Below are 22,780 nucleotides of genomic sequence, written 5' to 3' on the forward strand. Positions count from 1 at the left end.
CTCCCGCTGGAGAGCGAAGCACTCCCAGGCTTTTTTGGGGCCGCTTCGCAGCCCAGCGGGAGCAAGCTCCCTCGCCACAATAATTTGGTTGAATCGGTCATAGCGCAGTGTCCAGGGCAGCATCGGTACGCACGCCGCGCCAGGCATTGAAGCGGTGGCGCGCGCGGTCGAGATAGAGGTAGACCACCGGGGTGGTGTAAAGGGTCAGGATCTGGCTGAAGACCAGGCCACCAATAATGGTCAAGCCCAATGGATGGCGCATTTCCGCGCCATCGCCGGTGCCGAGCAGCAACGGCAAGGCGCCGAGGATGGCGGCCAGGGTGGTCATCAAAATGGGTCGCAGGCGTAGCAGACAGGCGCTGCGGATCGACTCCAGCGGGCTCATGCCGTCGTTGCGCTCCAGTTGCAGCGCCAGGTCGATCATCAGGATCGCGTTTTTCTTCACCACGCCGATCAGCAGGAACAAGCCCAGCAACGAAATCAGACTGAACTCGCCGCCCAGCAGATAGATCGCCAGCAAGGCGCCAACACCCGCCGACGGCAGGGTCGAGAGAATGGTCAGCGGGTGGATATAGCTTTCATACAGAATGCCCAGCACCAGGTACACCGCCACCAGCGCACCGAGAATCATGAACGGCTGGCCCTTCTGCGTGGCCGCAAAAGCGTCGGCGGTGCCGGCCATCTTGGCGATCACATCTTCAGGCAGGCCGACCTTGGCAATCGCACGCTCGATGGCCGCGGTGCCCTGCTCTACCGTCACCCCGGGCGCCATATCGAAGGCGATGTTTTCTGAAGCGAACTGGCCTTCATGGCTGACGCGATCGTCGGCCAGGCTGTTCTCGTAATGGGCAATGGTCGACAACGGCACCCGCGCACCATCGGCAGTAATCACCTGGACCTGGTTCAGGGTGATCGGGTCCTGGGCATACTTGGGGTTGACCTCCATCACCACCTGATACTGGTTGAGGCTGTCGTAGATGGTGGAAATCTGCCGCTGGCTGTAGGCGTTGTTGAGCACCGCCGTGACCATGTCCATGTCGATGCCCAGACGCTTGGCCTGGTCCCGATCGACGATCAGCGTGACCTGCGCCGCGCCCCGGCCTTCGCGAGCGTCGATGGCAGTCAGCTCGGGCAACTCACGCATCGCCGCGACCACTTTCGGGTACCACAGGCGCAACGCGGCCAGGTCGCCGCTTTGCAGGATGTAGGAATATTGCGCGCTGGTCTGGTCGCGGCTGCCGCCGAACTGCAGGTCCTGGTCGGCCATCAGGAACAGGCGCCCGCCCGGTACCAACGGCACCTCTTTGCGCAGACGCTCGATCACCGCCTGGGCAGAGATCTTGCGTTCACTGATGGGTTTGAGGCGCACCAGCATCACTGCGTTGTTAGTGCCTTGGTTGCCACCGATAAAGCCGGCCACACTGAGCACCGCCGGATCCTTGAGCACCGCCTGGCGGAAGACTTCCATCTTCGGCTGCATCACGCTGAACGACAGGCCATCGTCACCGCGCACAAACCCGATCAATTGGCCGGTGTCCTGCTGAGGCATGAAGGTTTTTGGCACCACCACATACAGCGCGACATTCACCCCCACGGTAATCAACAGGCTGAGCAGGGTCAGGCGCCGGTGGCGCAACACCCAGTCCAGGCTGGTGGCGTAGCCGGCGACCATGCGGTCGTTGACCTTCTGGCTCCAGCGCTGCAAACCGGTCTGCCGGGCCTTGTCATGAGGCTTGAGCCAGCGGGCGCACAGCATGGGCGTCAAGGTCAGCGAGACAACCAGCGAAACGATGATCGCCGCCGACAAGGTGATGGAAAACTCACGGAACAGGTTGGTGACGATCCCGCCCATGAACAGGATGGACAGGAACACCGCCACCAGCGACACGTTCATCGACAACAAGGTAAAGCCGACTTCCTGAGCGCCCAGGTACGCGGCTTTCATCGGTGGCACGCCGTCGTCGATGTGCCGGGAGATGTTCTCCAGCACCACGATGGCATCGTCCACCACCAGCCCGGTAGCGAGGATCAGCGCCATCAACGAGAAGTTGTTCAGCGAAAAGCCGTACAGGTACATCACCGCAAAGGTACCCACCAGCGACACCGGCACCGCCAGGGTCGGGATCAGCGAAGCGCGGAAGTTGCCCAAGAACAGGTACACCACCAGGATCACCAGCCCCACGGCAATCAGCAGGGTCATTTCCGCCTCATGCAGGGTAGCGGTAATCACAGGCGAGCGGTCCATGGCCAGGCTGAGCTTGACGCTGGACGGCAGCACCGCCTGCAATGCCGGCAACTGGGCCTTGATCTGCCGCACGGTTTCGATGATGTTGGCGCCAGACTGGCGGTTGATCACCAGCAACACCGCCGAATCGTTGTTGAAGAAGCCACTGTTGTAGCGGTCTTCTACACCATCGGTGATCTTCGCCACGTCCTTGAGGCGCAGGGCGGCGCCGTCCTGGTAGCGAATCAGCAGGGGCTCATAGTCCTTGGCTTTCTCCAACTGGTCGTTGGCCTGGATCTGCCAGTTACGCTCGCTGTCTTCCAGGGAGCCTTTGGGCCGGCGCTGGTTGGCGTTGGCGATGGTGTTGCGCACATCGTCCAGGGCGACGCCGTACTGATCGAGGGCCTTGGGTTCCAACTCGATGCGCACCGCCGGCAGCGAACTGCCGCCGATCTGCACTTCACCCACGCCCGGTACTTGGGACAGGCTCTGGGACAGGATGGTCGAGGCCAGGTCGTACAACTGGCCCTTCTGCAACACGTCAGAGGTCAGCGACAGCACCATGATCGGCGCCTGGGACGGGTTGATCTTCTTGTAGGTGGGCATGCTGCGCATGCCGCTGGGCAGCAGGTTGCGCGACGCGTTGATGGCCGCCTGCACTTCCCGCGCTGCGCCGTTGATGTCGCGGTCGGAATCGAACGCCAAAATCACCCGCGTCGAGCCCTGGCTCGACGAGCTGCTCATGGTGGTAATACCGGCAATCGCGCCGAATGAGCGCTCCAGCGGCGTGGCCACCGTGGACGCCATCACCTCGGGGCTGGCACCGGGCAAGCTGGCCGACACCACAATCACCGGGAAGTCGATCTGCGGCAAGGGCGATACCGGCAGCAGGTTGAAGCTGACGCCACCGAGCAACATGATCGCCAGGCTCAGCAGCATGGTCGCGACCGGCCGGCGGATGAAAGGTCCGGACAGGTTCATGGCTCAACCGGCTCCAGGCGTTGCGGCTCTTTGCGCCAGCGCCGGCCAAGGCGATCGAAGTACAGGTAGATCACCGGCGTGGTGAACAGCGTCAACACCTGGCTCACCAGCAAGCCACCGACCATCACCAAACCCAGCGGTTGGCGCAACTCCGCGCCGGAACCGCTGGCAAGCATCAGCGGTACCGCACCGAACAAGGCGGCCAGGGTGGTCATCAGGATCGGCCGGAAGCGCAACAGCGCCGCCTGGTAAATCGCCGTCTGAGGGTCCAGGCCCTGATTACGCTCGGCGTCGAGGGCGAAGTCGATCATCATGATCGCGTTCTTTTTCACGATACCGATCAGCAGGATGATGCCGATGATCGCGATCATGCCCAGGTCATTGCCACTGAGCAGCAGGGCCAGCAAGGCGCCCACCGCCGCCGACGGCAAGGTCGAAAGGATAGTGATCGGGTGGATATAGCTCTCGTAGAGCACGCCCAGCACGATGTACATGGTGACCACCGCGGCCAGGATCAGCAGCAAGGTACTCGACAGCGACGCCTCGAACGCCTGGGCGGCGCCCTGGAACTGGGTTTGCACGCCTACCGGCATGCCAATGTCCTTCTGGGTCTGGTTGATCAGCTCCACGCCTTTGCCTAGCGCCACGCCGGGCGCCAGGTTGAACGACATCATCACCGCCGGGAACTGGCCGATATGGGCAATCGCCAATTGCGCCTGGCGCTGTTCCACATGGGCCAGGCTCGACAGCCGAACCTGGCCACCGTCGGTGGTTTTCACATGGATCTGGTTGAGGGCCGCCGGGCCGAGGGTTTCGCCCGATTGGGCCTGCAACACCACCCGGTACTGGCTGGCCTGGGTGTAGATGGTGGAAATCTGGCGCTGGCCGAAGGCGTCATACAGCGCATCGGTGATGGTCGAGACACTCACGCCCAGGCGCGAGGCCGCGTCGCGGTCAATCACCAGGTACACCTGCAAGCCTTTGTCCTGCAGGTCACTGGCGACGTCGGTGAGTTCCGGCAACTGGCTGAGTGCGTGCACCAGCTTGCCGCTCCACAACGCCAGCAGCTCGGCGTCCGGGGAGGACATGCTGAACTGGTACTGGGTACGGCTGACCCGGTCCTCGATGGTGAGGTCCTGCACCGGCTGCATGAACAGGCGGATGCCCACCAGCTTGTCGATCTGCGGTTGCAGGCGGGTGATTACCTCGGCTGCGCTCAAGTCGCGCTGGCCGTGGGCCTTGAGGTTGATGAGCAAGCGGCCGCTGTTGAGGGTGGCGTTATCGCCATCCACGCCAATGTAGGACGACAGGCTCTCGACCGCAGGGTCGGCGAGGATGATCTTCGCCAGCTCCTGCTGGCGCTGGCTCATGGCCGCAAAGGAAATCGACTGCGGCGCCTCGGAAATACCCTGGATCACCCCGGTATCCTGCACCGGAAAAAAACCCTTGGGCACCACCAGGTACAGCACCACCGTAAGCCCCAGGGTAGCGATGGCCACCAGCAGGGTCAGCGGCTGGTGCTTGAGCACCCACTGCAACTTGCGGCCATAGGCCTGGATCAGCCAATCGATCCAGGCGCCGCTGGCCTTGTAGAAACGTCCCTGCTCTTCTTCCTTCGGTTCGCGCTTGAGCAAGCGCGCGCACATCATCGGCGTCAGGGTCAGGGACACAACCAGCGAAATCAGGATCGCCACCGCCAGGGTGATGGCGAACTCGCGGAACAGCCGCCCAACCACGTCAGCCATGAACAGCAGTGGGATCAGTACCGCAATCAGCGACAAGGTCAGGGAAATCAGGGTGAAGCCGATCTGCTTGGCGCCCTTGAGCGCCGCCGCCATCGGCGTCTCGCCCTCCTCGATATAGCGAGAAATGTTCTCCAGCATCACGATGGCGTCATCCACCACGAACCCCGTGGCGATGGTCAGGGCCATCAGCGTCAGGTTATTGATGGAGAACCCCGCCAGGTACATCACGCCAAAGGTACCCACCAGAGACAGCGGCACGGCGATGGACGGAATGATCGTGGCGCTGACCCGACGCAGGAACAGGAACGTCACCATCACCACCAGGGCGATGGCAATCAGAAGCTCGTGTTGTACGTCTTTCACCGAGGCGCGGATGGTCTGGGTACGGTCGGTAAGCACCGTTACGTCCAGGCCGGCCGGCAGGTTGTCGGTGATGCTCGGCAGCAGCGCCTTGATACGGTCGACTACCTCGATAACGTTGGCGCCCGGCTGGCGCTGGATGTTCAGCAGTACCGCCTGGTTTTCGTTGGCCCAGGCCGCGAGGCGTTCGTTTTCGGCTCCGTCGACGATCTGCGCCACATCCTTGAGGCGCAACGGTGCGCCATTGTTGTAGGCCAGGATCAGCTCGGCATATTGCTGGGGTGAGACCAACTGGTCGTTGGCATCGAGCATCGACACGCGGGTGGGGCCGTCGAAGTTGCCCTTGGGCTGGTTGACGTTGGAGGCGGCGATCAGCGCACGCACGTCCGACAGGTTCAAACCATTGGCCGCCAGGGCTTCGGGGTTGACCTTGATGCGCACGGCCTGGCGCTGGCCACCGGCGATGCTGACCATACCGACGCCGCTGATCTGCGCGATTTTCTGCGCCATGCGCGTGTCGACCAAATCATTGAGCTTGGGCAGCAACATGGTCTTGGAGGTGATTGCCAGGGTCAGCACCGGGGTATCCGCCGGGTTGACCTTGTTGTACACCGGCGGCGCCGGCAAATCCTTGGGCAACAGGTTGGTGGCGGCGTTGATCGCGGCCTGCACCTGTTGCTCGGCGACATCCATATTGATGTCGAGGTTGAAACGCAGGGTGAGCACCGACGCACCGCCGGAGCTGGTGGACGCCATCTGGGTCAGCCCGGGCATCTGCCCGAACTGGCGCTCCAGCGGTGCGGTAACCGCGCTGGTCATTACATCGGGGCTGGCGCCGGGGTACAGGGTCATCACCCGGATGGTCGGGTAATCCACCTGGGGCAACGCCGATACCGGCAGCAGGCGGTACGAAATGATGCCGGCCAGGACAATGGCCAGCATGCTCAGCGTGGTGGCGACCGGGCGAAGGATGAACAGGCGCGACAGGTTCATGAACCGACCTTTTGCGCCTTGCCGGCGTCAGCACCGGTCTCCCCTTTCGCTGCGGGCTTGCCTTGCAGGTGTTCGGTCGGCGTGGTCGGCACCTCGCTGCTGGCGTTGACCACTTCGATCTCGCTGCCGTCCTTGAGGCGGTCGGTGCCTTCCAGCACCACGCGGTCGCCAGCGACCAGGCCCTCTTTGATCACGGTGTTTTCGCCATCGGTGTCCCCCACCACCAGCGGCTGGACCTTGACCTTCTTGTCACCGTCGAGCTTGTAGACAAAGGTGCCATTGTTGCCGAACTGGATCGCCGCAGAGGGCGCCAGCACCACGTTCTTCAAGGTATCGGCCAGCAGGTGCGCATTGACGAACTGGTTAGGGAACAGCGCTTGGTCCTTGTTATCGAAACGCGCCTTGAACTTCAGGGTGCCGGTGGTGACGTCAATCTGATTGTCCAGGCTTTGCAGTACACCGACTGCCTGTTTTTTCACGTCGCTACGGTCCCAGGCTTCCACGGGCAACTTGTTACCGGCGTGGTAACGGGCCAGCACGGTTTCCAGGGTATTTTCCGGCAGGGTAAAGGCCACGCTGATTGGCTGGGTCTGGGTGATCACGGCCAGGGCGGTGGTGTCGTTGGCCGCCACCAGGTTGCCGACGTCGAGCTGGCGCAAACCGACGCGACCACTGATGGGCGCGCGGATCTTGGTGAACTCCAGGTTGAGCTTGGCGTCGTCCACCGCGCCCTGGTTGGTCTTGACCGTGCCCTGGTACTGCAACACCAGCGCTTCGGCGGTGTCCAGGGTTTGCTTGGCGATACTGTCCTGGGCGTACAGGTCGCGATAACGCTGTACATCGACCTGGGCGTTCTTCAACTGGGCCTGGTTCTGCAGCAAGGTGCCCTGGGCCTGGAGCAAGGCGTTCTGGTAGCTGCGCGGGTCGATTTCTGCCAGCAGGTCACCGGCCTTGACCATCTGCCCTTCCTCGAAGGCAATCTTGACCAACTCGCCGCCCACCCGGCTGCGCACATTAATGGTGTTCAGTGCAGTGACTGTCCCCAGCGCCTTGTAGTACACCGGGAACTCACCCAGCACCGCAGGGGCCACGCGCACCGGCACTGGGCCAGTGGACCCGCCGAAGCCAGGGCGAGCCATGCCGGTTTTACCCGTGTGCCCGGCCGGAGCGTCTTTATGGGCCGCGCCGCTGGGCCAGAGTTTCCAACACAGGCCGGCGATAACCAGCAGCACGAGCAGGCCAAACAGCCAGCGGCGGGAGTTGCGGGGGGAGGATTGCATGGAGTGATCAACCATTGGGCGCGAGAGCTTCTACTTTGGGAGGCTGAAAGATAAGCACTGGGGGGCCTTTAGAAAAGCACCTTTACCGGCTATTTACCTTGGGCTTACAACTTTTAACTTCTGATCTTAGTCCACCGGCTATTTCGCTAAGCCGCTGACGCTCAAATAAAAACGGCCTGGACTAGGCCAGGCCGCAATCATGCATCATACGTGTTACTGCCAAACGACAGTCATACGTAGAAACAGTTACTTCAACACAGCCAGGGCGGCGTCGTAGTTTGGCTCTTCAGCGATTTCCTTGACCAACTCGCTGTGCAGCACGTTGTCGTTTTCATCCAGCACCACGACAGCGCGAGCGGTCAGGCCCTGCAGTGGGCCGTCAGCGATGGAAACACCATAGTCAACGGCGAAGTCGGCGTTGCGGAAATCCGACAGGTTTTTAACGTTTTCCAGGCCTTCGGAACCACAGAAACGCGCTTGGGCGAATGGCAGGTCGGAGGAGATGCACAGCACCACGGTGTTGGCCACATCATTGGCCTGGGCGTTGAACTTGCGCACCGAAGTGGCGCAGGTTGGGGTGTCAACGCTTGGGAAGATGTTCAGCACTTTGCGCTTGCCGGCAAAGGTAGCCAGGGTGGCGTTGGACAGATCGCCGGCGGTCAGGGTGAAGTCTGCAGCTTTGGCGCCGACTTTCGGCAATTCGCCTTCAACCTGGACCGGGTTGCCTTTAAGGGTGACTTGAGCCATGAACAGAATCCTTATGCTGGGTTTGGTTAAACGAATTCGAGAGGCGGAAGTTAACCACAAAGTGCCGAAGCTACCTACCGCCAGACACAAATTGTCATGTCCTGAGGTTGTGGTTTAATTGCGCGCTTTTCGCCTGCCCTTCAAGGAAACCATTGTCGATGAATCAGCCCGCCACCAAAGTCCTGGTCATTGGTTATGTCTGGCCGGAACCGCGCTCCTCCGCCGCGGGCGGGCATATGATGCAAATCCTTGAGAGCTTTCTTACGCAAGGTTGGGACATTACCTTCAGCAGCCCGGCCACCATCGGCGAACACAAGGCTGACTTGCCCGCGCTAGGGATCGCCGAATGCGCCATCGAACTGAATAACAGCAGTTTCGACGATTTTATTCGCGAACTGGTCCCGGATATCGTGCTGTTCGACCGCTTCATGATGGAGGAGCAATTCGGCTGGCGCGTAGAACAGTGCTGCCCCGACGCGCTGCGGGTGCTGGAGACCTCCGACCTGCAAAGCCTGCGCGACGCCCGCCACCAGCGTTTCAAGGAGCAGGTGAAAGCCAGCCCCGACAGCGACGACTTCAGCGCCCTCTTCGCGCCGGCACTGGAGGACGAGTTCCAGCGCATGGCCGATACCGACCTGGCCAAGCGCGAAATCGCCGCGATTTACCGCTGTGACATCAGCCTGATGATCTCCGACGTGGAAATCCGCCTGCTCACCGAGCAGTTCAAGGTGCCCGCCGCCCTGCTCCACTGGTGCCCGTTGATGCTGCAACCGCCCACCGCCGCGTTCGCGCCCTTTGAAGACCGTGCGCATTTCCTCAGCATCGGCAACTTCCGCCATGCGCCCAATTGGGATGCGGTGCTGTGGATGAAGCACAGCCTATGGCCGCTGATTCGCCAACAACTGCCGGGCGCGCAGTTGCATATCTACGGCGCCTACACCCCGCCTAAGGCTACTGCCCTGCACAACCCGGCCCAGGGTTTCCATGTGATGAACTGGGCCGAGGATGCGCTGCAAGTGATGACGGCAGCGCGTATCTGCCTGGCACCGCTGCGCTTTGGCGCCGGCATCAAGGGCAAATTGGTGGACGCCATGCTGTGCGGCACGCCCAATGTCACCACCCCCATCGGCGCCGAGGCCATGGGTGACGACCAACCCTGGCCCGGCGTGATCGCTCAGGACGCCCCGGCCCTGGCCGCCGCTGCCGTGGCCCTTTATCAAAACCGCGAGCGTTGGGCCCAGGCCCAGGAACATGGGCGCCAATTGCTGGCCCGACGCTATGACCAGGCCCTCCACGGGCCCGCCTTGGTGGAATGCCTGGAACGTTGCCGCAGCAACCTCGCTGCCCATCGCCGGGACAACTTCACCGGCAGCATGCTGCGCCACCACGCGCACAAGAGCACCCAATACATGTCCCAGTGGATCGAGGCCAAAAACCGCAGCCTATAAACACTGCCGCTGGCGAGGTCGCGCGTGACGGGGCATTATCCTACGCAGCAACCACAATAAAGCGACGGCAGCATGACCCGAGCAACGCGCATCACCGACCCTTCCTACGAGTTGATGGACGACCACAACGGCCTGTCCATCATCTATCGCCAGCACGGCTTCCCCTGCCCCCTGGTGCGCTGGCATTTCCACAAGGAATACGAGCTGCACCTGATCGTCGCCAGCTCAGGCAAGGTGTTTATCGGCGACTACATCGGTAACTTCTACCCCGAAAGCCTGTTCCTCACCGGCCCCAACCTGCCCCACAACTGGATCAGCCAGGTGGAAGAAGACGAGGTCGTACCCAAGCGCGACATGCTGGTGAACTTCACCGATGAATTGTTCGAACACGGCAGCCACATCTTCACCGAACTCAAGAGCCTGGCGCCGTTACTTGAACGTGCGCAGTACGGCATTGAATTTCGCTGCAAAAAAACCATCGCCCACGCCATGACCCTGATGCAACGCATCGAAGACGCCCAGGGCATGGCGCGCCTGGGGCACTTCTTTATCTTGCTGGAAGTGCTAAGCGCCTGTGAGGACTACCAGTTGCTGTCCGGCGTCACCACGCCACAGCAAGCCGACGAACACAGCATCGACCGCACCAACCGCGCGGTGGACTACATCTTTGCCCACTACGCCCGGGAGTTGCCGCTGGAGGAAGTGGCGGAGTATCTGGGGATGAAACCGACGTATTTTTCCAGGGTGTTCAAACAGGCGACCGGGCGGACTTTTATTGAATTCGTCAATCGGCTACGCATCAGCAAGTCCTGTGAATTGCTGGCCGATGGGGACAAGGCCGTGACGGATGTGTGCTTTGAGTCGGGGTTCAATAATATTTCCAACTTCAATCGGCGGTTTCAGCAGCTTAAGGGGATGACGCCGTCCCACTATCGGCGGTTGGCGGTGCAGCGGTTGACGGAGCAGAATTTGGCTTGAGGTTGATCGTTCGGCTAGGTGGTGGGAAACAGAAACGTCTTACAAGGCTTTGAGGTTGCCCCTAGGACACTCGATTTCTAGTCTCCGTACACCGCTGCACAGGCAGCGTCGGGCGTCGCGGCCCGGTTTAATCAGATGCAAAGTGCCATTTGCGCTTTTAGTCGGCGTTTTTTTATCGTCTACTGTGCGGCTTCATGGTGGCTGTGCGCGGGATACCTTCGGGTATGCCGGTTTCCTGATTCCGGTCCGCGAACCTGCGTACAGCTACCACCCCATAGCGTCGCGGCGAAAGGGTGGCAGCTCCACTTAAATCAGGAGTTTCACCATGATCAAACCCACCCCAAATCCCCCAATCGATCCAGCCCCCAGCGTGCTATTCACCGTTAAAGACGGCATCTGCACCCAAGACCTGCTGGTCAACCTCAGCGAATCACTCGCCTCTGCCCACGCCCTCACCTGCGATTTCGCCTTTGAACTCGACGGCTCGCGACGAGAAGGCGCGCTGGGTATTGCGCAGTTGATCGAGGTGTCTCGCTTGTTGGCTGAACGTGTACTGGCTGATATTGAGCGTTAAACACTGCACTGATCGTTCCCGCGCTCTGCGTGGGAATGCATACCGTGACGCTCTGCGTCACCCCGGGACGCAGAGCGTCCCTAGCGACGTTGCCACGCGGAGCGTGGGAACGATCAGGTGGTCGATGAGTGCAAAAAAGTATCAGTGAGCGTGCGCCCAAGGATTTGTCACCGCCGCTTTTGAAGGCTGTAATCAACGCACACTCTTCCTGACTCCTTGTAGGAAGACACAACAACAATAACCGTCCTTCTGTAGCCCCCTGGGCGCGGAAATGGAGTGCGCGATGAAGTTCACAGCAAAAGCATTGCTTGCCTGCACCTGCATGACCCTCAGCGCCGTCAGCCTAGGCGCGCAAACCCTGACCATTGCCACCGTCAACAACAGCGACATGATCCGCATGCAGAAGCTCTCGAAAACCTTCGAGGCCGAGCACCCGGAGATCAAGTTGAACTGGGTGGTGCTCGAAGAAAACGTGCTGCGCCAACGCCTGACCACCGACATCGCCACCCAGGGCGGGCAGTTCGATGTGTTGACCATCGGCATGTACGAAGCCGCACTCTGGGGCGCCAAGGGGTGGCTGGAGCCGATGAAGGACTTGTCGGCGTCCTACGACCTCGACGATGTGTTCCCTTCAGTGCGTGACGGCTTGTCGGTCAAGGGATCGCTGTACGCCCTGCCGTTCTACGCCGAAAGCTCGATCACCTATTACCGCACTGACCTGTTCAAGGACGCCGGGCTGAACATGCCCGAACACCCCACCTGGACCCAGATCGGCGAATTCGCCGCCAAACTCACCGACAAATCCAAAGAGCAATACGGCCTGTGCCTGCGCGGCAAAGCCGGTTGGGGTGAGAACATGGCGCTGATCACCACCCTGGCCAACGGTTTCGGGGCGCGCTGGTTCGATGAGAAGTGGCAGCCGGAATTCAACGGCCCCGAGTGGAAGAACGCGCTGAACTTCTACGTCGACAACATGAAAAAATCTGGCCCGCCGGGTGCTTCCAGCAACGGCTTCAACGAGAACCTGGCGCTGTTCAACAGCGGCAAGTGCGCAATCTGGGTAGACGCCAGCGTGGCGGGCTCCTTCGTCACCGACAAGAGCCAGAGCAAGGTCGCCGAGCATGTCGGCTTCACTTTCGCGCCCCACGAGAAGACCGACAAGGGCACGTCATGGCTGTATTCCTGGAGCCTGGCGATTCCGACCAGCTCCAAGGCCAAGGACGCCGCCAAGGTGTTCACCAGTTGGGCCACCTCCAAGGAATACGGCCAGCTCGTGGCCAAGACCGATGGCATCGCCAATGTGCCGCCAGGTACGCGCCAATCCACCTACAGCGATGAATACATGAAGGCCGCGCCGTTCGCCAAGGTGACGCTGGAATCGCTGAAAGTGGCCGACCCGACCAAGCCGACCGAAAAGCCTGTGCCGTATATCGGTATCCAGTTGGTGACCATTCCGGAATTCCAGGCGATTGGTACCCAGGTGGGCAAGTTCTTCTCGGGTGCGTTGACCGGTCAGCAGACTGTCGATGCTGCATTGACCGCCGCGCAGACCACCACCGAGCGGGAAATGAAGCGGGCTGGTTACCCCAAATAACCCAGCTTCACCCGCGCAAATGTAGGAGCAGGGCTTTTGTGGGAGCTGGCTTGCCTGCGATGCAAACAACTCGGTCTATCAGTAGCACCGAGGCGATACCATCGCAGGCAAGCCAGCTCCCACAGTGACCGCGCTCCGACGCAGATTCTGTAGGCACCTGACTGGTTCTGATCACCATGAATACACCCACCAAAAACCGCCTGGCCAACCCCGGCTGGTTCCTCGTCAGCCCCTCGGTGGCCTTGCTGCTGCTGTGGATGATCGTGCCGCTGGGCATGACCCTGTACTTTTCGCTGATCCGCTACAACCTGCTCTACCCCGGCGAAAACCAGTTCGTGGGGCTGGAAAACTTCAGCTACTTCATTACCGATTCGGGGTTCCTGCCCGGCGCCACCAATACCCTGTTGCTGGTGGGCAGCGTGTTGCTCATCAGTGTGGTGTTCGGCGTGTTGATCAGTGCGCTGCTGGAGGCCAGTGAGTTCCTGGGGCGCGGCATCGTACGGGTGATGCTGATTTCGCCGTTCTTCATCATGCCCACGGTGGGCGCGCTGATCTGGAAGAACCTGATTTTTCACCCGGTGTCGGGGATTCTCGCCGCGGTGTGGAAGTTCTTCGGCGCCGAGCCGGTGGACTGGCTGGCGCATTACCCGCTGCTGTCGATCATTATCATTGTGTCGTGGCAATGGCTGCCCTTCGCGATCCTGCTGCTGATGACCGCCATGCAGTCCCTGGACCAGGAGCAGAAGGAAGCCGCACGCCTGGATGGTGCCGGTGCTATTGCGATCTTCTGGCACCTGACCTTGCCCCACCTGGCCCGCCCGATTGCCGTGGTGGTGATGATCGAAACCATCTTCCTGCTCTCGGTGTTCGCCGAAATCTTCACCACCACCAACGGTGGCCCCGGCTACGCCTCCACCAACCTCGCCTACCTGATCTACAACCAGGCGCTGGTGCAGTTCGACGTGGGCATGGCGTCGGCCGGCGGCTTGATTGCCGTGGTCATCGCCAATATCGCGGCGATCATCCTGGTGCGGATGATCGGCAAAAACCTGACTGACAAGCCTTGAGGGCCGCGCCATGACGCTTCAACAATCCCGCCGCCTGCAAAGCCTGTTGCTCGGCACGTTGGCCTGGGCCATCGCGATCCTGATTTTCTTCCCGATTTTCTGGATGGTGCTGACCAGTTTCAAAACTGAAATCGACGCGTTCGCTACCCCCCCGCAGTTCATCTTCACGCCGACGCTGGAGAACTACCTGCACATCAACGAGCGCAGCAATTACTTCGCCTACGCCTGGAACTCGGTGGTGATTTCGTTCAGCGCCACCGCCCTGTGCCTGCTGATTTCGGTGCCGGCCGCCTACTCCATGGCGTTCTACGAAACCCAGCGCACCAAGGGCACGCTGTTGTGGATGCTGTCCACCAAGATGCTGCCGCCGGTGGGCGTGCTGATGCCGATCTACCTGTTGGCCAAGAGCTTTGGCCTGTTGGACACACGCATTGCGCTGATCATCATCTACACCCTGATCAACCTGCCGATTGTGGTGTGGATGGTGTACACCTACTTCAAGGACATCCCCAAGGACATCCTCGAAGCCGCCCGCCTGGACGGCGCCACCCTGTGGCAGGAAATGGTGCGCGTGCTGCTGCCGATTGCCAAGGGTGGCCTGGCGTCCACGGTACTGCTGTCGTTGATCCTGTGCTGGAACGAGGCGTTCTGGTCGCTGAACCTGACCTCCTCCAGCGCCGCGCCGTTGACCGCCTTGATCGCCTCCTACTCCAGCCCCGAAGGCTTGTTCTGGGCCAAGTTGTCTGCCGTCTCGACCCTGGCCTGCGCGCCGATCCTGATCTTTGGCTGGATCAGCCAGAAGCAACTGGTGCGCGGCCTCTCCTTCGGCGCCGTTAAATAATAATTTCCCAGCGGAGGGCCCATCATGGCCAACCTGACCATCAAGAATCTGCAAAAAGGCTTCGAAGGTTTTTCCATCATCAAGGGCATCGACCTGGAAGTGAACGACAAGGAATTCGTAGTGTTCGTCGGCCCGTCGGGCTGTGGCAAATCCACCCTGCTGCGCCTGATCGCCGGCCTGGAAGAGGTCAGCGACGGCACTATCGAACTCGATGGCCGCGACATCACCGAAGTCACCCCGGCCAAGCGCGACCTGGCCATGGTGTTCCAGACCTACGCGCTGTACCCGCACATGAGCGTGCGCAAGAACATGTCGTTTGCCCTGGACTTGGCCGGTGTCGACAAGAAGCTGGTGGAGAGCAAAGTCAGCGAAGCGGCGCACATCCTTGAGCTGGGGCCTTTGCTGGAGCGCAAGCCCAAGCAGCTCTCGGGTGGCCAGCGCCAGCGCGTGGCAATTGGCCGGGCGATTGTGCGCAACCCGAAGATCTTCCTGTTCGACGAACCGCTGTCCAACCTCGACGCCGCCCTGCGCGTGCAGATGCGCCTGGAGCTGGCGCGCCTGCATAAAGAACTGCAAGCGACCATGATCTACGTGACCCACGACCAGGTTGAAGCCATGACCCTGGCCGACAAGGTGGTGGTGCTCAACAGCGGGCGCATCGAGCAGGTCGGCTCGCCCCTGGACCTGTACCACCAGCCGGCCAACCTGTTTGTGGCAGGCTTTCTCGGCACGCCGAAGATGGGCTTCCTCAAGGGCCAGGTCACCCGCGTCGACAGCCAAGGCTGTGAGGTGCAACTGGAGGCCGGCACCCTGATCAGCCTGCCGCTGAGCGGCGCCAGCCTGAGCGTGGGCAGCGCGGTGACCCTGGGCATTCGTCCCGAGCATCTGGAAATGGCCACACCAGGGCAAACCACCCTGACCGTCACCGCCGACGTCGGCGAGCGCCTGGGCAGCGACACCTTTTGCCACGTCATCACCCGCAACGGCGAACCGCTGACCATGCGTATCCGTGGCGACATGGCCAGCCAATACGGCGAGACGCTGCAACTGCACCTGGACCCGGCGCACTGCCATTTGTTCGACACCGATGGCGTGGCCGTGGCCCGTCCACTGCGCGCTGCCGCCTGATTTCGCGAGTATTTCCAGATGAAATTGAATAAAGCCAACCTCACCCGACTGGCGCCCGAAGTGCAGGTGCCGACCTACGCACTTGCCGACACCCGCCAGGGCATCGCGCACATTGGCGTCGGCGGTTTCCACCGTGCGCACCAGGCGTTTTACACCGATGCCCTGATGAACACCGGCGAGGGCCTGGACTGGAGCATCTGCGGCGTCGGCCTGCGCAGTGAAGACCGCAAGGCCCGCGACGACCTGGCCGGCCAGGATTATTTGTTCACCCTGTATGAACTGGGCGACACCGACGACACGCAAGTGCGCGTGATCGGCTCGATCAGCGACATGCTGCTGGCCGAAGACGGCGCCCAGGCGCTGATCGATAAGCTCGCCAGCCCACAGATCCGCATCGTCTCGCTGACGATCACCGAAGGCGGCTACTGCATCGACGACAGTAACGGCGAGTTCATGGCCCACCTGCCCCAGATCCAGCATGACCTGGCGTACCCGAGGGCACCGAAAACCGTGTTCGGCTTTATCTGCGCGGCGCTGACCCAACGCCGCGCAGCGGGCACCCCGGCCTTCACGGTAATGTCCTGCGATAACCTGCCCCACAACGGCGCCGTCACCCGCAAGGCCTTGCTGGCCTTCGCCGCCCTGCACGACGCCGGGCTGCATGACTGGATCAAGGCCAACGTGAGCTTCCCGAATGCCATGGTTGACCGCATCACGCCAATGACCAGCACGGCTCACCGCCTGCAACTGCATGACCAGCACGGGATCGACGATGCCTGGCCGGTGGTGTGCGAGCCGTTTGTGCAGTGGGTGCTGGAAGACAAATTTGTCAACGGACGCCCGGCCTGGGAAAAGGTCGGCATACAGTTCACCGATGACGTCACGCCTTACGAGGAAATGAAGATCGGCCTGCTCAACGGCAGCCACCTGGCCCTCACGTACCTGGGGTTCCTCAAGGGCTACCGGTTCGTTCACGAGACCATGAACGACCCCGTGTTCGTGGCGTACATGCGCGCCTACATGGACCTGGACGTCACGCCGAACCTGGCGCCGGTCCCCGGGATCGACCTGACCGAATACAAGCAGACCCTGGTGGAGCGCTTTTCCAACCAGGCGATTGCCGACCAGTTGGAGCGCGTGTGTTCCGATGGCTCATCGAAGTTTCCCAAGTTCACCGTGCCGACCATCAACCGCCTGATTACCGACGGGCGCGAGACTGAGCGTGCAGCGCTGGTAGTGGCGGCCTGGGCCTTGTATTTGAAGGGCGTGGATGAGAACGGCGTGAGCTACAAGATCCCCGATCCAAGGGCCGAGTTCTGCCAGGGGCTGGTGAGTGATGACACACTGATCAGCCAGCGCTTGCTGGGGGTGGAAGAGATTTTTGGCACGGCTATTCCCAAGTCGGCGGCGTTTGTGGCAGCGTTCGAGCGTTGCTATGAAAGCCTGCGCGACAAAGGCGTCACAGCCACACTGCAAAACCTCCTGAACATCCCGGATTAAACATGTGGGAGCTGGCTTGCCTGCGATAGCGGCCCGGCAGTCACCGCAGGGTTGACTGGACCACCGCTATCGCAGGCAAGCCAGCTCCCACATCGACCGTATGTTCAACCCAATAATAATGCTGAGCACTCCATCATGACCCAGCAAAACCTGTTCCTCGGAATCGACTGCGGCACTCAAGGCACCAAGGCCATCGTCCTCGATGCGTCCAGCGGCAAGGTGCTGGGCCTGGGCGCCGCCGCGCACACTTTGATCAGCGGCGCCAATGGCCGCCGCGAACAACATACCCAGGAATGGCTGGACGCCTTCACCGCAGCCACCCACCGCGCCCTGCAACAGGCCGGTGTGGATGGCCAGGACATCCTCGGCATCGGCGTATCCGGCCAGCAACATGGCCTGGTCTTGCTGGATGATCAAGGCCAGGTGCTGCGCCCGGCCAAGCTGTGGTGCGACACCGAAACCACACCGGAGAACGACCGATTGCTGCAGCATCTGGGTGGCGAACGCGGTTCCCTGGAACGCCTGGGCGTGGCCATCGCCCCGGGTTACACCGTGTCCAAGTTGCTCTGGACCCGCGAGCAGCATCCCGACGTCTTCGCACGCATTGCCCATATCCTGCTGCCCCACGACTACCTCAACTACTGGCTCACCGGCCGCGCCTGCGCCGAGTACGGCGATGCATCGGGCACCGGATACTTCAACGTGCGCCGCCGCGAATGGGATGTGGCGTTGCTCCAGCACATCGACCCCAGCGGCCGCCTGCAAGCCGCTTTGCCGACGCTGATCGAAGCCGACCAAGCGGTGGGCACGATCCTGCCGGCCATTGCGGAGCGCCTGGGGATCAACCCCAACGCGGTGGTGTCCAGTGGCGGCGGCGACAATATGATGGGCGCCATTGGCACCGGCAATATCGCCCCCGGCGTGATCACCATGAGCCTGGGCTCATCGGGCACTGTGTATGCCTTTGCCGACCAGCCAAACGTCAGCCCCCAGGCCTCGGTGGCGACCTTCTGCTCCTCCAGCGGCGGCTGGCTGCCGCTGATCTGCACCATGAACCTGACCAACGCCACCGGGGTGATTCGCGAGCTGTTCGACCTAGACCTCGACGCCTTCAACGCTCTTGTCGAACAGGCGCCGATCGGGGCCGATGGGGTGAGCATGTTGCCGTTCCTCAACGGCGAACGCGTGCCCGCCCTGCCCCACGCCACCGGCAGCCTGCTGGGCCTGACCATGACCAACCTGACCCGCGCCAACCTAAGCCGTGCGGTGGTCGAAGGCACCACCTTCGGCCTGCGTTACGGCCTTGATCTGCTGCGCCAGACCGGCCTGCAAAGCCAGAGCATCCGCCTGATCGGCGGCGGCTCGAAAAGCCCGCTGTGGCGGCAAATGGTCGCCGATATCATGCACACCGAAGTGGTGTGTACCGAACAGAGCGAGGCCGCCGCCCTGGGCGCGGCGATCCAGGCGGCGTGGTGCCAGAGCGGCGAACCGCTGGCCCGCCTGTGCGACAAATGCGTGAGCATTGACCCGGCCAGCCGCACCTTACCCGTGGCCGCCAATGTCAGCGCCTATCAACAGGCGTATGAGCGTTATCAACAGCACGTGGCAACCCTTTAAGAGCGAGCAACTATGTATCTGGTGTGTGGTGAAGCGCTGTTTGATTTTTTCAGCGAGGAGGATGCCAGCGGGCAGGCCGCCAAGCTCAACTACAAGGCGATTGCCGGTGGCTCGCCGTTCAACGTGGCGGTGGGTTTGCGCCGCCTGGGGATCGAGTCGGGGTTCTTCGCCGGCCTGTCCACCGATTACCTCGGACGGCGCTTGCAACAGGTACTGAAAGACGAAGGTATCAGCGAACGCTTTCTGGTGGCGTTCGACGCGCCGACCACCCTGGCCATGGTGGCAGTGGGCGCCAACGGCTCGCCGCAGTACAGCTTTCGCGGCGAAGGCTGCGCCGACCGGCAATTGCAACTGACGCACCTGCCGCACCTGGGCGATGAGATTCGCGGGCTGCATGTGGGCTCGTTTTCGCTGGTGGTACAACCCATTGGTGACACGCTGCTCAGCCTGGTCAAGCGTGAAAGCGGCAAGCGTCTGATCAGCCTCGACCCCAACGTGCGCCTTAACCCGCAGCCCGATATCCACCTGTGGCGCGCACGCGTCGCAGAGCTGGTGCAACACGCCGACCTGATCAAGGTCAGCGACGAAGACCTGCACCTGCTCTACCCCGACCAGTCACCGGACAGCGTGCTGCAAGGCTGGCTGCAACACCGCTGCCAACTGGTGTTCCTCACCCGTGGTGGCGACGGTGCGTCGGTGTTCAGCCGCCAGCATGGCAGTTGGTCGCAACCTGCGGTCAAGGTGGTGATGGCCGATACGGTGGGTGCCGGCGATACCTTCCAGGCGGCGCTGATTGCGTGGCTCACGGAACAGCAGTTGGACTCGATCGACGGGCTGCAAAACCTGAGCCGCGAGCAGATCGACGCCATGCTGGGCTTCGCGATCCGGGCTGCCGCACTGACCTGCGGCAAGACCGGCCCGGACCTGCCCTATCGTCACCAATTGGGTTGAGCTGGGCGGCTAAAAGCCCAAAGTGCCATCACGCAGGCCACGTATTCCGTGGCCTGCGCGCCATGCACAAAAAATTGCGCTACTGAAAAACTGTGCTAAACCCAGAAACAGGAGCAGTTATTACAACAAACCTAGGACACACCCATGCAAATGCCCAGTGGTTTCTCGACCCGGGCCGTTTTAGCTGTCGGCCTCATCTCATTGCAGTACATGAACCCTCACCCCTCCCACGCCGCCTGCGTTCTCACCCCGGGTACCGGTAACGATACCTATACGTGCGACAGCGGCAGCAGCCCCGGCCTTACCGACCTTTCCGGGGATAACCGCCTGACCCTTCCTGCGGGCGGTACCGGCACCATCAACGGTAATGTCACCTTTGGCCCTGGCGTGGATACCGTGCGCATCGAATCCGGCCAGATCACCGGCGCGGCGCAACAAGGGGCCGGCATCGATGACTTCGTCATGCTGGGTGGGCAAATACAAGCGCTGTTCCAGGGCGATGGGCTCGACACCTTCAGGATGGAGGGAGGCACCATCGTCGATGCCTTTGAGGACGGCGATGTGGCCTACCAGACCGGAGGCACCATTGGCCGAGTGAATATGAAGCTGGACAAGAACCTCTATGACATGTCCGGAGGCGCCATTCTGGGCAACCTGGTCACCGGTTTTGATACCGACACCATCATCATTTCCGCAGGCAGCATCGGCGGCAATATCAGCACCAGCGGTGGTGACGACAGCATTACCGTGAGTGGCGGCGTGATCAGTGGTGAGATCCGTGCCAGCGTCGGCAACGACACTTTCCGGTGGCTTGACGGTGGGCAGATCAAGTCCTCGGTGTTGATGGGCGATGGTGACGACACCGCCCTGCTGCGCGGCTTGAATGAAAGCCTGCTGGCCACCACGCCCTCCGTCGATGGCGGCCTGGGCAACGATCAACTGACCTTCGACGCGACAACATCCAGCACCGCGGCCCGCTATATCGGCTGGGAGACCGTCAACCTCACCCACAACTCGCGCCTGGACCTGGCCGGGGATTTTTTCCTCGGTGACAGTGGCAGCAATACCGGCACGTTCAACATCGACGGCAGCAGTACCCTGGCCGTGGCGCAAGGCGGCATCCGCCCCTATACGGCTGGCCAACTGGCGACGCTCAATAACGCCGGCACCGTCGACATGACCACCGACAACAGCGCGACCAGCGTATTGACGGTGCATGGCAACTACGCAGGCAACAACGGCCAGTTGCGCCTGCAAACCGTGCTGGGTGACGAGCACTCGGCCACCGACAAGCTGGTAGTGTCCGATGGCAACATCAGCGGTCACACCCAACTGAGCGTCAGCAACCTCGGCGGTATCGGCGGGCTGACCCAGAACAACGGCATCGAAGTGGTCCAGGCACTCAACGGCGCCGTCAGCAGCAACGATGCGTTTGCCTTGAAGGGCTCGGTCTCCGCCGGGGCGTATGAATACCTGCTGTTCAAGGGCGGCACCACCGCCACTACAGAAAACAGCTGGTTCCTTCGTTCCTCGGTGGTGGCCGTGCAACCGCCGGCGGTCCCACCCGTACCACCGACACCGCCCGTGGTGGTGCCGGTGCCGCCGATCCCCGCCACTCCACCTGTAGTGGATTCGGATGAACCCTCTGTGGAACCGCCCACTGCGCAACCGCAGCCCCCGGTCGAGCCTGCCGCGCCACCGCCCAGCCAAGTCGCCGCGGCCACGTCGCCGCAATCGGCGGCGAGTAACCCTGTGCTTCCCACCGCCGTGGCGGGTGCTGCGCCGATTCCTCTGTATCGCCTGGAAGTTCCGGTCTACTCCGTGGACATCCCCGCTGCGCAACTGATGACGTTGCAGGCGCTGGGCACCTTCCATGAACGCCAGGGCGAGCAAAGCCTGCTGACCGAGACCGGTGCAGTGCCGGCAGGTTGGGGCCGCGCCTATGGCAGTGATTTCAACAAAAGCTGGTCGGGCACCGTGGCGCCGAGCTTTGACGGCACGGTCAAGGGCTATCAAGTTGGCCATGACCTCTACGCCGCCGAAACCAGCGGCGGGCAGACGCAACGCCTTGGCCTCTTGATCGGCCAGAGCCGCCTGCGCGGCGAAGTGAAGGGCTTTGCAATGGGCTGGCAGAACCATCGCTCCGGGCGAGTCAAACTCGACGGCGACAACTTCGGCGCCTACTGGACACTCACCGATCCGACCGGTTGGTACGTCGACCTGGTGGCCATGGGTACCCGCCTGGATGGCGACAACAAGTCTGACCGAGGGATGAAGATGGATACCAAGGGCCACGCCCTGGCGTTATCCGCCGAGGCCGGCTACCCGTTCAGGCTGTCCGAGCATTGGGAGGTGGAACCTCAGGCCCAGGTCATCGGCCAGAAGATCGATCTGGATAGTCAGCACGATGGCATTTCCAAGGTGTCTTTCGACTCCCAGGAATATTGGACCGGCCGCATCGGCGCACGCCTCAAGGGCCGCTATCTGGTCAGCAACACACCCGTGGAGCCGTACGTACGGGCGAATGTCTGGCACACCTTCGGCGGTAGCGACACGGTGACGTTCGACGGGGTGGACCGGATCAAGAGCGATCACAAGTCCTCCACGGCTGATATGGGCGTCGGTGTGGTGGCTCAATTGTCGTCCGCGTTCAGCGTGTATATGGAGGGCAAGTATGGAACCCATCTGGACGCCAATAACTTTGAGGGTATCAGCGGCACTGCCGGCGTGAGAGCACGCTGGTAAAGCGCAA

The 22,780-nt window shown here is 61.7% G+C and carries 15 protein-coding genes; 11 read left to right on the top strand and 4 right to left on the bottom strand.

Features of this window, described 5'->3' with window-relative positions; translation table 11 throughout:
• Nucleotides 1-97: 97 nt before the first annotated feature.
• The 4 genes from ODQ19_RS24575 to tpx all read right to left on the bottom strand — a co-directional run bounded on the left by ODQ19_RS24575 (nucleotide 98) and on the right by tpx (nucleotide 8,330).
• On the bottom strand, nucleotides 98-3,205 hold the full coding sequence (locus ODQ19_RS24575; RefSeq protein ID WP_330211455.1) for an efflux RND transporter permease subunit: 3,108 nt from the start codon (nucleotides 3,203-3,205) through the stop codon (nucleotides 98-100).
• The gene (locus tag ODQ19_RS24580; protein WP_330211456.1) at nucleotides 3,202-6,303 is read right to left on the bottom strand and encodes an MdtB/MuxB family multidrug efflux RND transporter permease subunit; all 3,102 of its coding nucleotides are present in this window, start codon (nucleotides 6,301-6,303) and stop codon (nucleotides 3,202-3,204) included. Before ODQ19_RS24580 ends, ODQ19_RS24575 begins: the two co-directional genes overlap by 4 nt.
• Nucleotides 6,300-7,598: an MdtA/MuxA family multidrug efflux RND transporter periplasmic adaptor subunit gene (locus ODQ19_RS24585; protein ID WP_330211457.1), complete on the bottom strand. Its 1,299-nt coding sequence runs from the start codon at nucleotides 7,596-7,598 to the stop codon at nucleotides 6,300-6,302. The genes ODQ19_RS24580 and ODQ19_RS24585 overlap by 4 nt, the downstream gene beginning before the upstream one ends.
• 231 nt (nucleotides 7,599-7,829) lie before the next feature.
• On the bottom strand, nucleotides 7,830-8,330 hold the full coding sequence (gene tpx / locus ODQ19_RS24590; protein ID WP_003190967.1) for a thiol peroxidase: 501 nt from the start codon (nucleotides 8,328-8,330) through the stop codon (nucleotides 7,830-7,832).
• 158 nt (nucleotides 8,331-8,488) lie between these two features.
• On the opposite strand from tpx, the gene ODQ19_RS24595 reads away from it, so the two are divergent.
• The 11 genes from ODQ19_RS24595 to ODQ19_RS24645 all read left to right on the top strand — a co-directional run bounded on the left by ODQ19_RS24595 (nucleotide 8,489) and on the right by ODQ19_RS24645 (nucleotide 22,773).
• The gene (locus ODQ19_RS24595) at nucleotides 8,489-9,778 is read left to right on the top strand and encodes a glycosyltransferase (protein ID WP_330211458.1); all 1,290 of its coding nucleotides are present in this window, start codon (nucleotides 8,489-8,491) and stop codon (nucleotides 9,776-9,778) included.
• A gap of 72 nt (nucleotides 9,779-9,850) precedes the next feature.
• Nucleotides 9,851-10,756: an AraC family transcriptional regulator gene (locus ODQ19_RS24600; RefSeq protein ID WP_003190965.1), complete on the top strand. Its 906-nt coding sequence runs from the start codon at nucleotides 9,851-9,853 to the stop codon at nucleotides 10,754-10,756.
• A gap of 325 nt (nucleotides 10,757-11,081) precedes the next feature.
• A complete protein-coding gene (locus ODQ19_RS24605; RefSeq protein ID WP_330211459.1) occupies nucleotides 11,082-11,330 on the top strand; it encodes a DUF6124 family protein in 249 nt (82 codons plus the stop codon).
• A 283-nt stretch (nucleotides 11,331-11,613) separates the two neighbouring features.
• Nucleotides 11,614-12,924, top strand: a complete 1,311-nt coding sequence (locus tag ODQ19_RS24610) for an ABC transporter substrate-binding protein (protein ID WP_330211460.1) — start codon at nucleotides 11,614-11,616, stop codon at nucleotides 12,922-12,924.
• A 176-nt stretch (nucleotides 12,925-13,100) separates the two neighbouring features.
• Nucleotides 13,101-13,991, top strand: a complete 891-nt coding sequence (locus ODQ19_RS24615; protein WP_014718700.1) for a carbohydrate ABC transporter permease — start codon at nucleotides 13,101-13,103, stop codon at nucleotides 13,989-13,991.
• Nucleotides 13,992-14,001: 10 nt separating this feature from the next.
• On the top strand, nucleotides 14,002-14,832 hold the full coding sequence (locus tag ODQ19_RS24620) for a carbohydrate ABC transporter permease (RefSeq protein ID WP_005788583.1): 831 nt from the start codon (nucleotides 14,002-14,004) through the stop codon (nucleotides 14,830-14,832).
• 24 nt (nucleotides 14,833-14,856) lie between these two features.
• Nucleotides 14,857-15,960: an ABC transporter ATP-binding protein gene (locus tag ODQ19_RS24625; RefSeq protein ID WP_330211461.1), complete on the top strand. Its 1,104-nt coding sequence runs from the start codon at nucleotides 14,857-14,859 to the stop codon at nucleotides 15,958-15,960.
• A gap of 18 nt (nucleotides 15,961-15,978) precedes the next feature.
• Nucleotides 15,979-17,460, top strand: a complete 1,482-nt coding sequence (locus tag ODQ19_RS24630; RefSeq protein WP_330211462.1) for a mannitol dehydrogenase family protein — start codon at nucleotides 15,979-15,981, stop codon at nucleotides 17,458-17,460.
• A gap of 135 nt (nucleotides 17,461-17,595) precedes the next feature.
• Nucleotides 17,596-19,077: a xylulokinase gene (gene xylB, locus ODQ19_RS24635; RefSeq protein ID WP_330211463.1), complete on the top strand. Its 1,482-nt coding sequence runs from the start codon at nucleotides 17,596-17,598 to the stop codon at nucleotides 19,075-19,077.
• Nucleotides 19,078-19,089: 12 nt separating this feature from the next.
• The gene (locus ODQ19_RS24640) at nucleotides 19,090-20,028 is read left to right on the top strand and encodes a carbohydrate kinase family protein (protein WP_330211464.1); all 939 of its coding nucleotides are present in this window, start codon (nucleotides 19,090-19,092) and stop codon (nucleotides 20,026-20,028) included.
• 144 nt (nucleotides 20,029-20,172) lie between these two features.
• The gene (locus tag ODQ19_RS24645) at nucleotides 20,173-22,773 is read left to right on the top strand and encodes an autotransporter family protein (protein ID WP_330211465.1); all 2,601 of its coding nucleotides are present in this window, start codon (nucleotides 20,173-20,175) and stop codon (nucleotides 22,771-22,773) included.
• Nucleotides 22,774-22,780: the final 7 nt, after the last annotated feature.

It is taken from the genome of Pseudomonas sp. AM4(2022) (assembly GCF_036346515.1).
Taxonomy (GTDB): domain Bacteria; phylum Pseudomonadota; class Gammaproteobacteria; order Pseudomonadales; family Pseudomonadaceae; genus Aquipseudomonas; species Aquipseudomonas paracarnis.

What these genes read in the sequence shown, in the direction of transcription:
- ODQ19_RS24575 (WP_330211455.1), bottom strand. Translation starts at nt 3,205, where the DNA reads ATGAACCTGTCCGGACCTTTCATCCGCCGGCCGGTCGCGACCATGCTG.
- ODQ19_RS24580 (WP_330211456.1), bottom strand. Translation starts at nt 6,303, where the DNA reads ATGAACCTGTCGCGCCTGTTCATCCTTCGCCCGGTCGCCACCACGCTG.
- ODQ19_RS24585 (WP_330211457.1), bottom strand. Translation starts at nt 7,598, where the DNA reads ATGGTTGATCACTCCATGCAATCCTCCCCCCGCAACTCCCGCCGCTGG.
- tpx (WP_003190967.1), bottom strand. Translation starts at nt 8,330, where the DNA reads ATGGCTCAAGTCACCCTTAAAGGCAACCCGGTCCAGGTTGAAGGCGAA.
- ODQ19_RS24595 (WP_330211458.1), top strand. Translation starts at nt 8,489, where the DNA reads ATGAATCAGCCCGCCACCAAAGTCCTGGTCATTGGTTATGTCTGGCCG.
- ODQ19_RS24600 (WP_003190965.1), top strand. Translation starts at nt 9,851, where the DNA reads ATGACCCGAGCAACGCGCATCACCGACCCTTCCTACGAGTTGATGGAC.
- ODQ19_RS24605 (WP_330211459.1), top strand. Translation starts at nt 11,082, where the DNA reads ATGATCAAACCCACCCCAAATCCCCCAATCGATCCAGCCCCCAGCGTG.
- ODQ19_RS24610 (WP_330211460.1), top strand. Translation starts at nt 11,614, where the DNA reads ATGAAGTTCACAGCAAAAGCATTGCTTGCCTGCACCTGCATGACCCTC.
- ODQ19_RS24615 (WP_014718700.1), top strand. Translation starts at nt 13,101, where the DNA reads ATGAATACACCCACCAAAAACCGCCTGGCCAACCCCGGCTGGTTCCTC.
- ODQ19_RS24620 (WP_005788583.1), top strand. Translation starts at nt 14,002, where the DNA reads ATGACGCTTCAACAATCCCGCCGCCTGCAAAGCCTGTTGCTCGGCACG.
- ODQ19_RS24625 (WP_330211461.1), top strand. Translation starts at nt 14,857, where the DNA reads ATGGCCAACCTGACCATCAAGAATCTGCAAAAAGGCTTCGAAGGTTTT.
- ODQ19_RS24630 (WP_330211462.1), top strand. Translation starts at nt 15,979, where the DNA reads ATGAAATTGAATAAAGCCAACCTCACCCGACTGGCGCCCGAAGTGCAG.
- xylB (WP_330211463.1), top strand. Translation starts at nt 17,596, where the DNA reads ATGACCCAGCAAAACCTGTTCCTCGGAATCGACTGCGGCACTCAAGGC.
- ODQ19_RS24640 (WP_330211464.1), top strand. Translation starts at nt 19,090, where the DNA reads ATGTATCTGGTGTGTGGTGAAGCGCTGTTTGATTTTTTCAGCGAGGAG.
- ODQ19_RS24645 (WP_330211465.1), top strand. Translation starts at nt 20,173, where the DNA reads ATGCAAATGCCCAGTGGTTTCTCGACCCGGGCCGTTTTAGCTGTCGGC.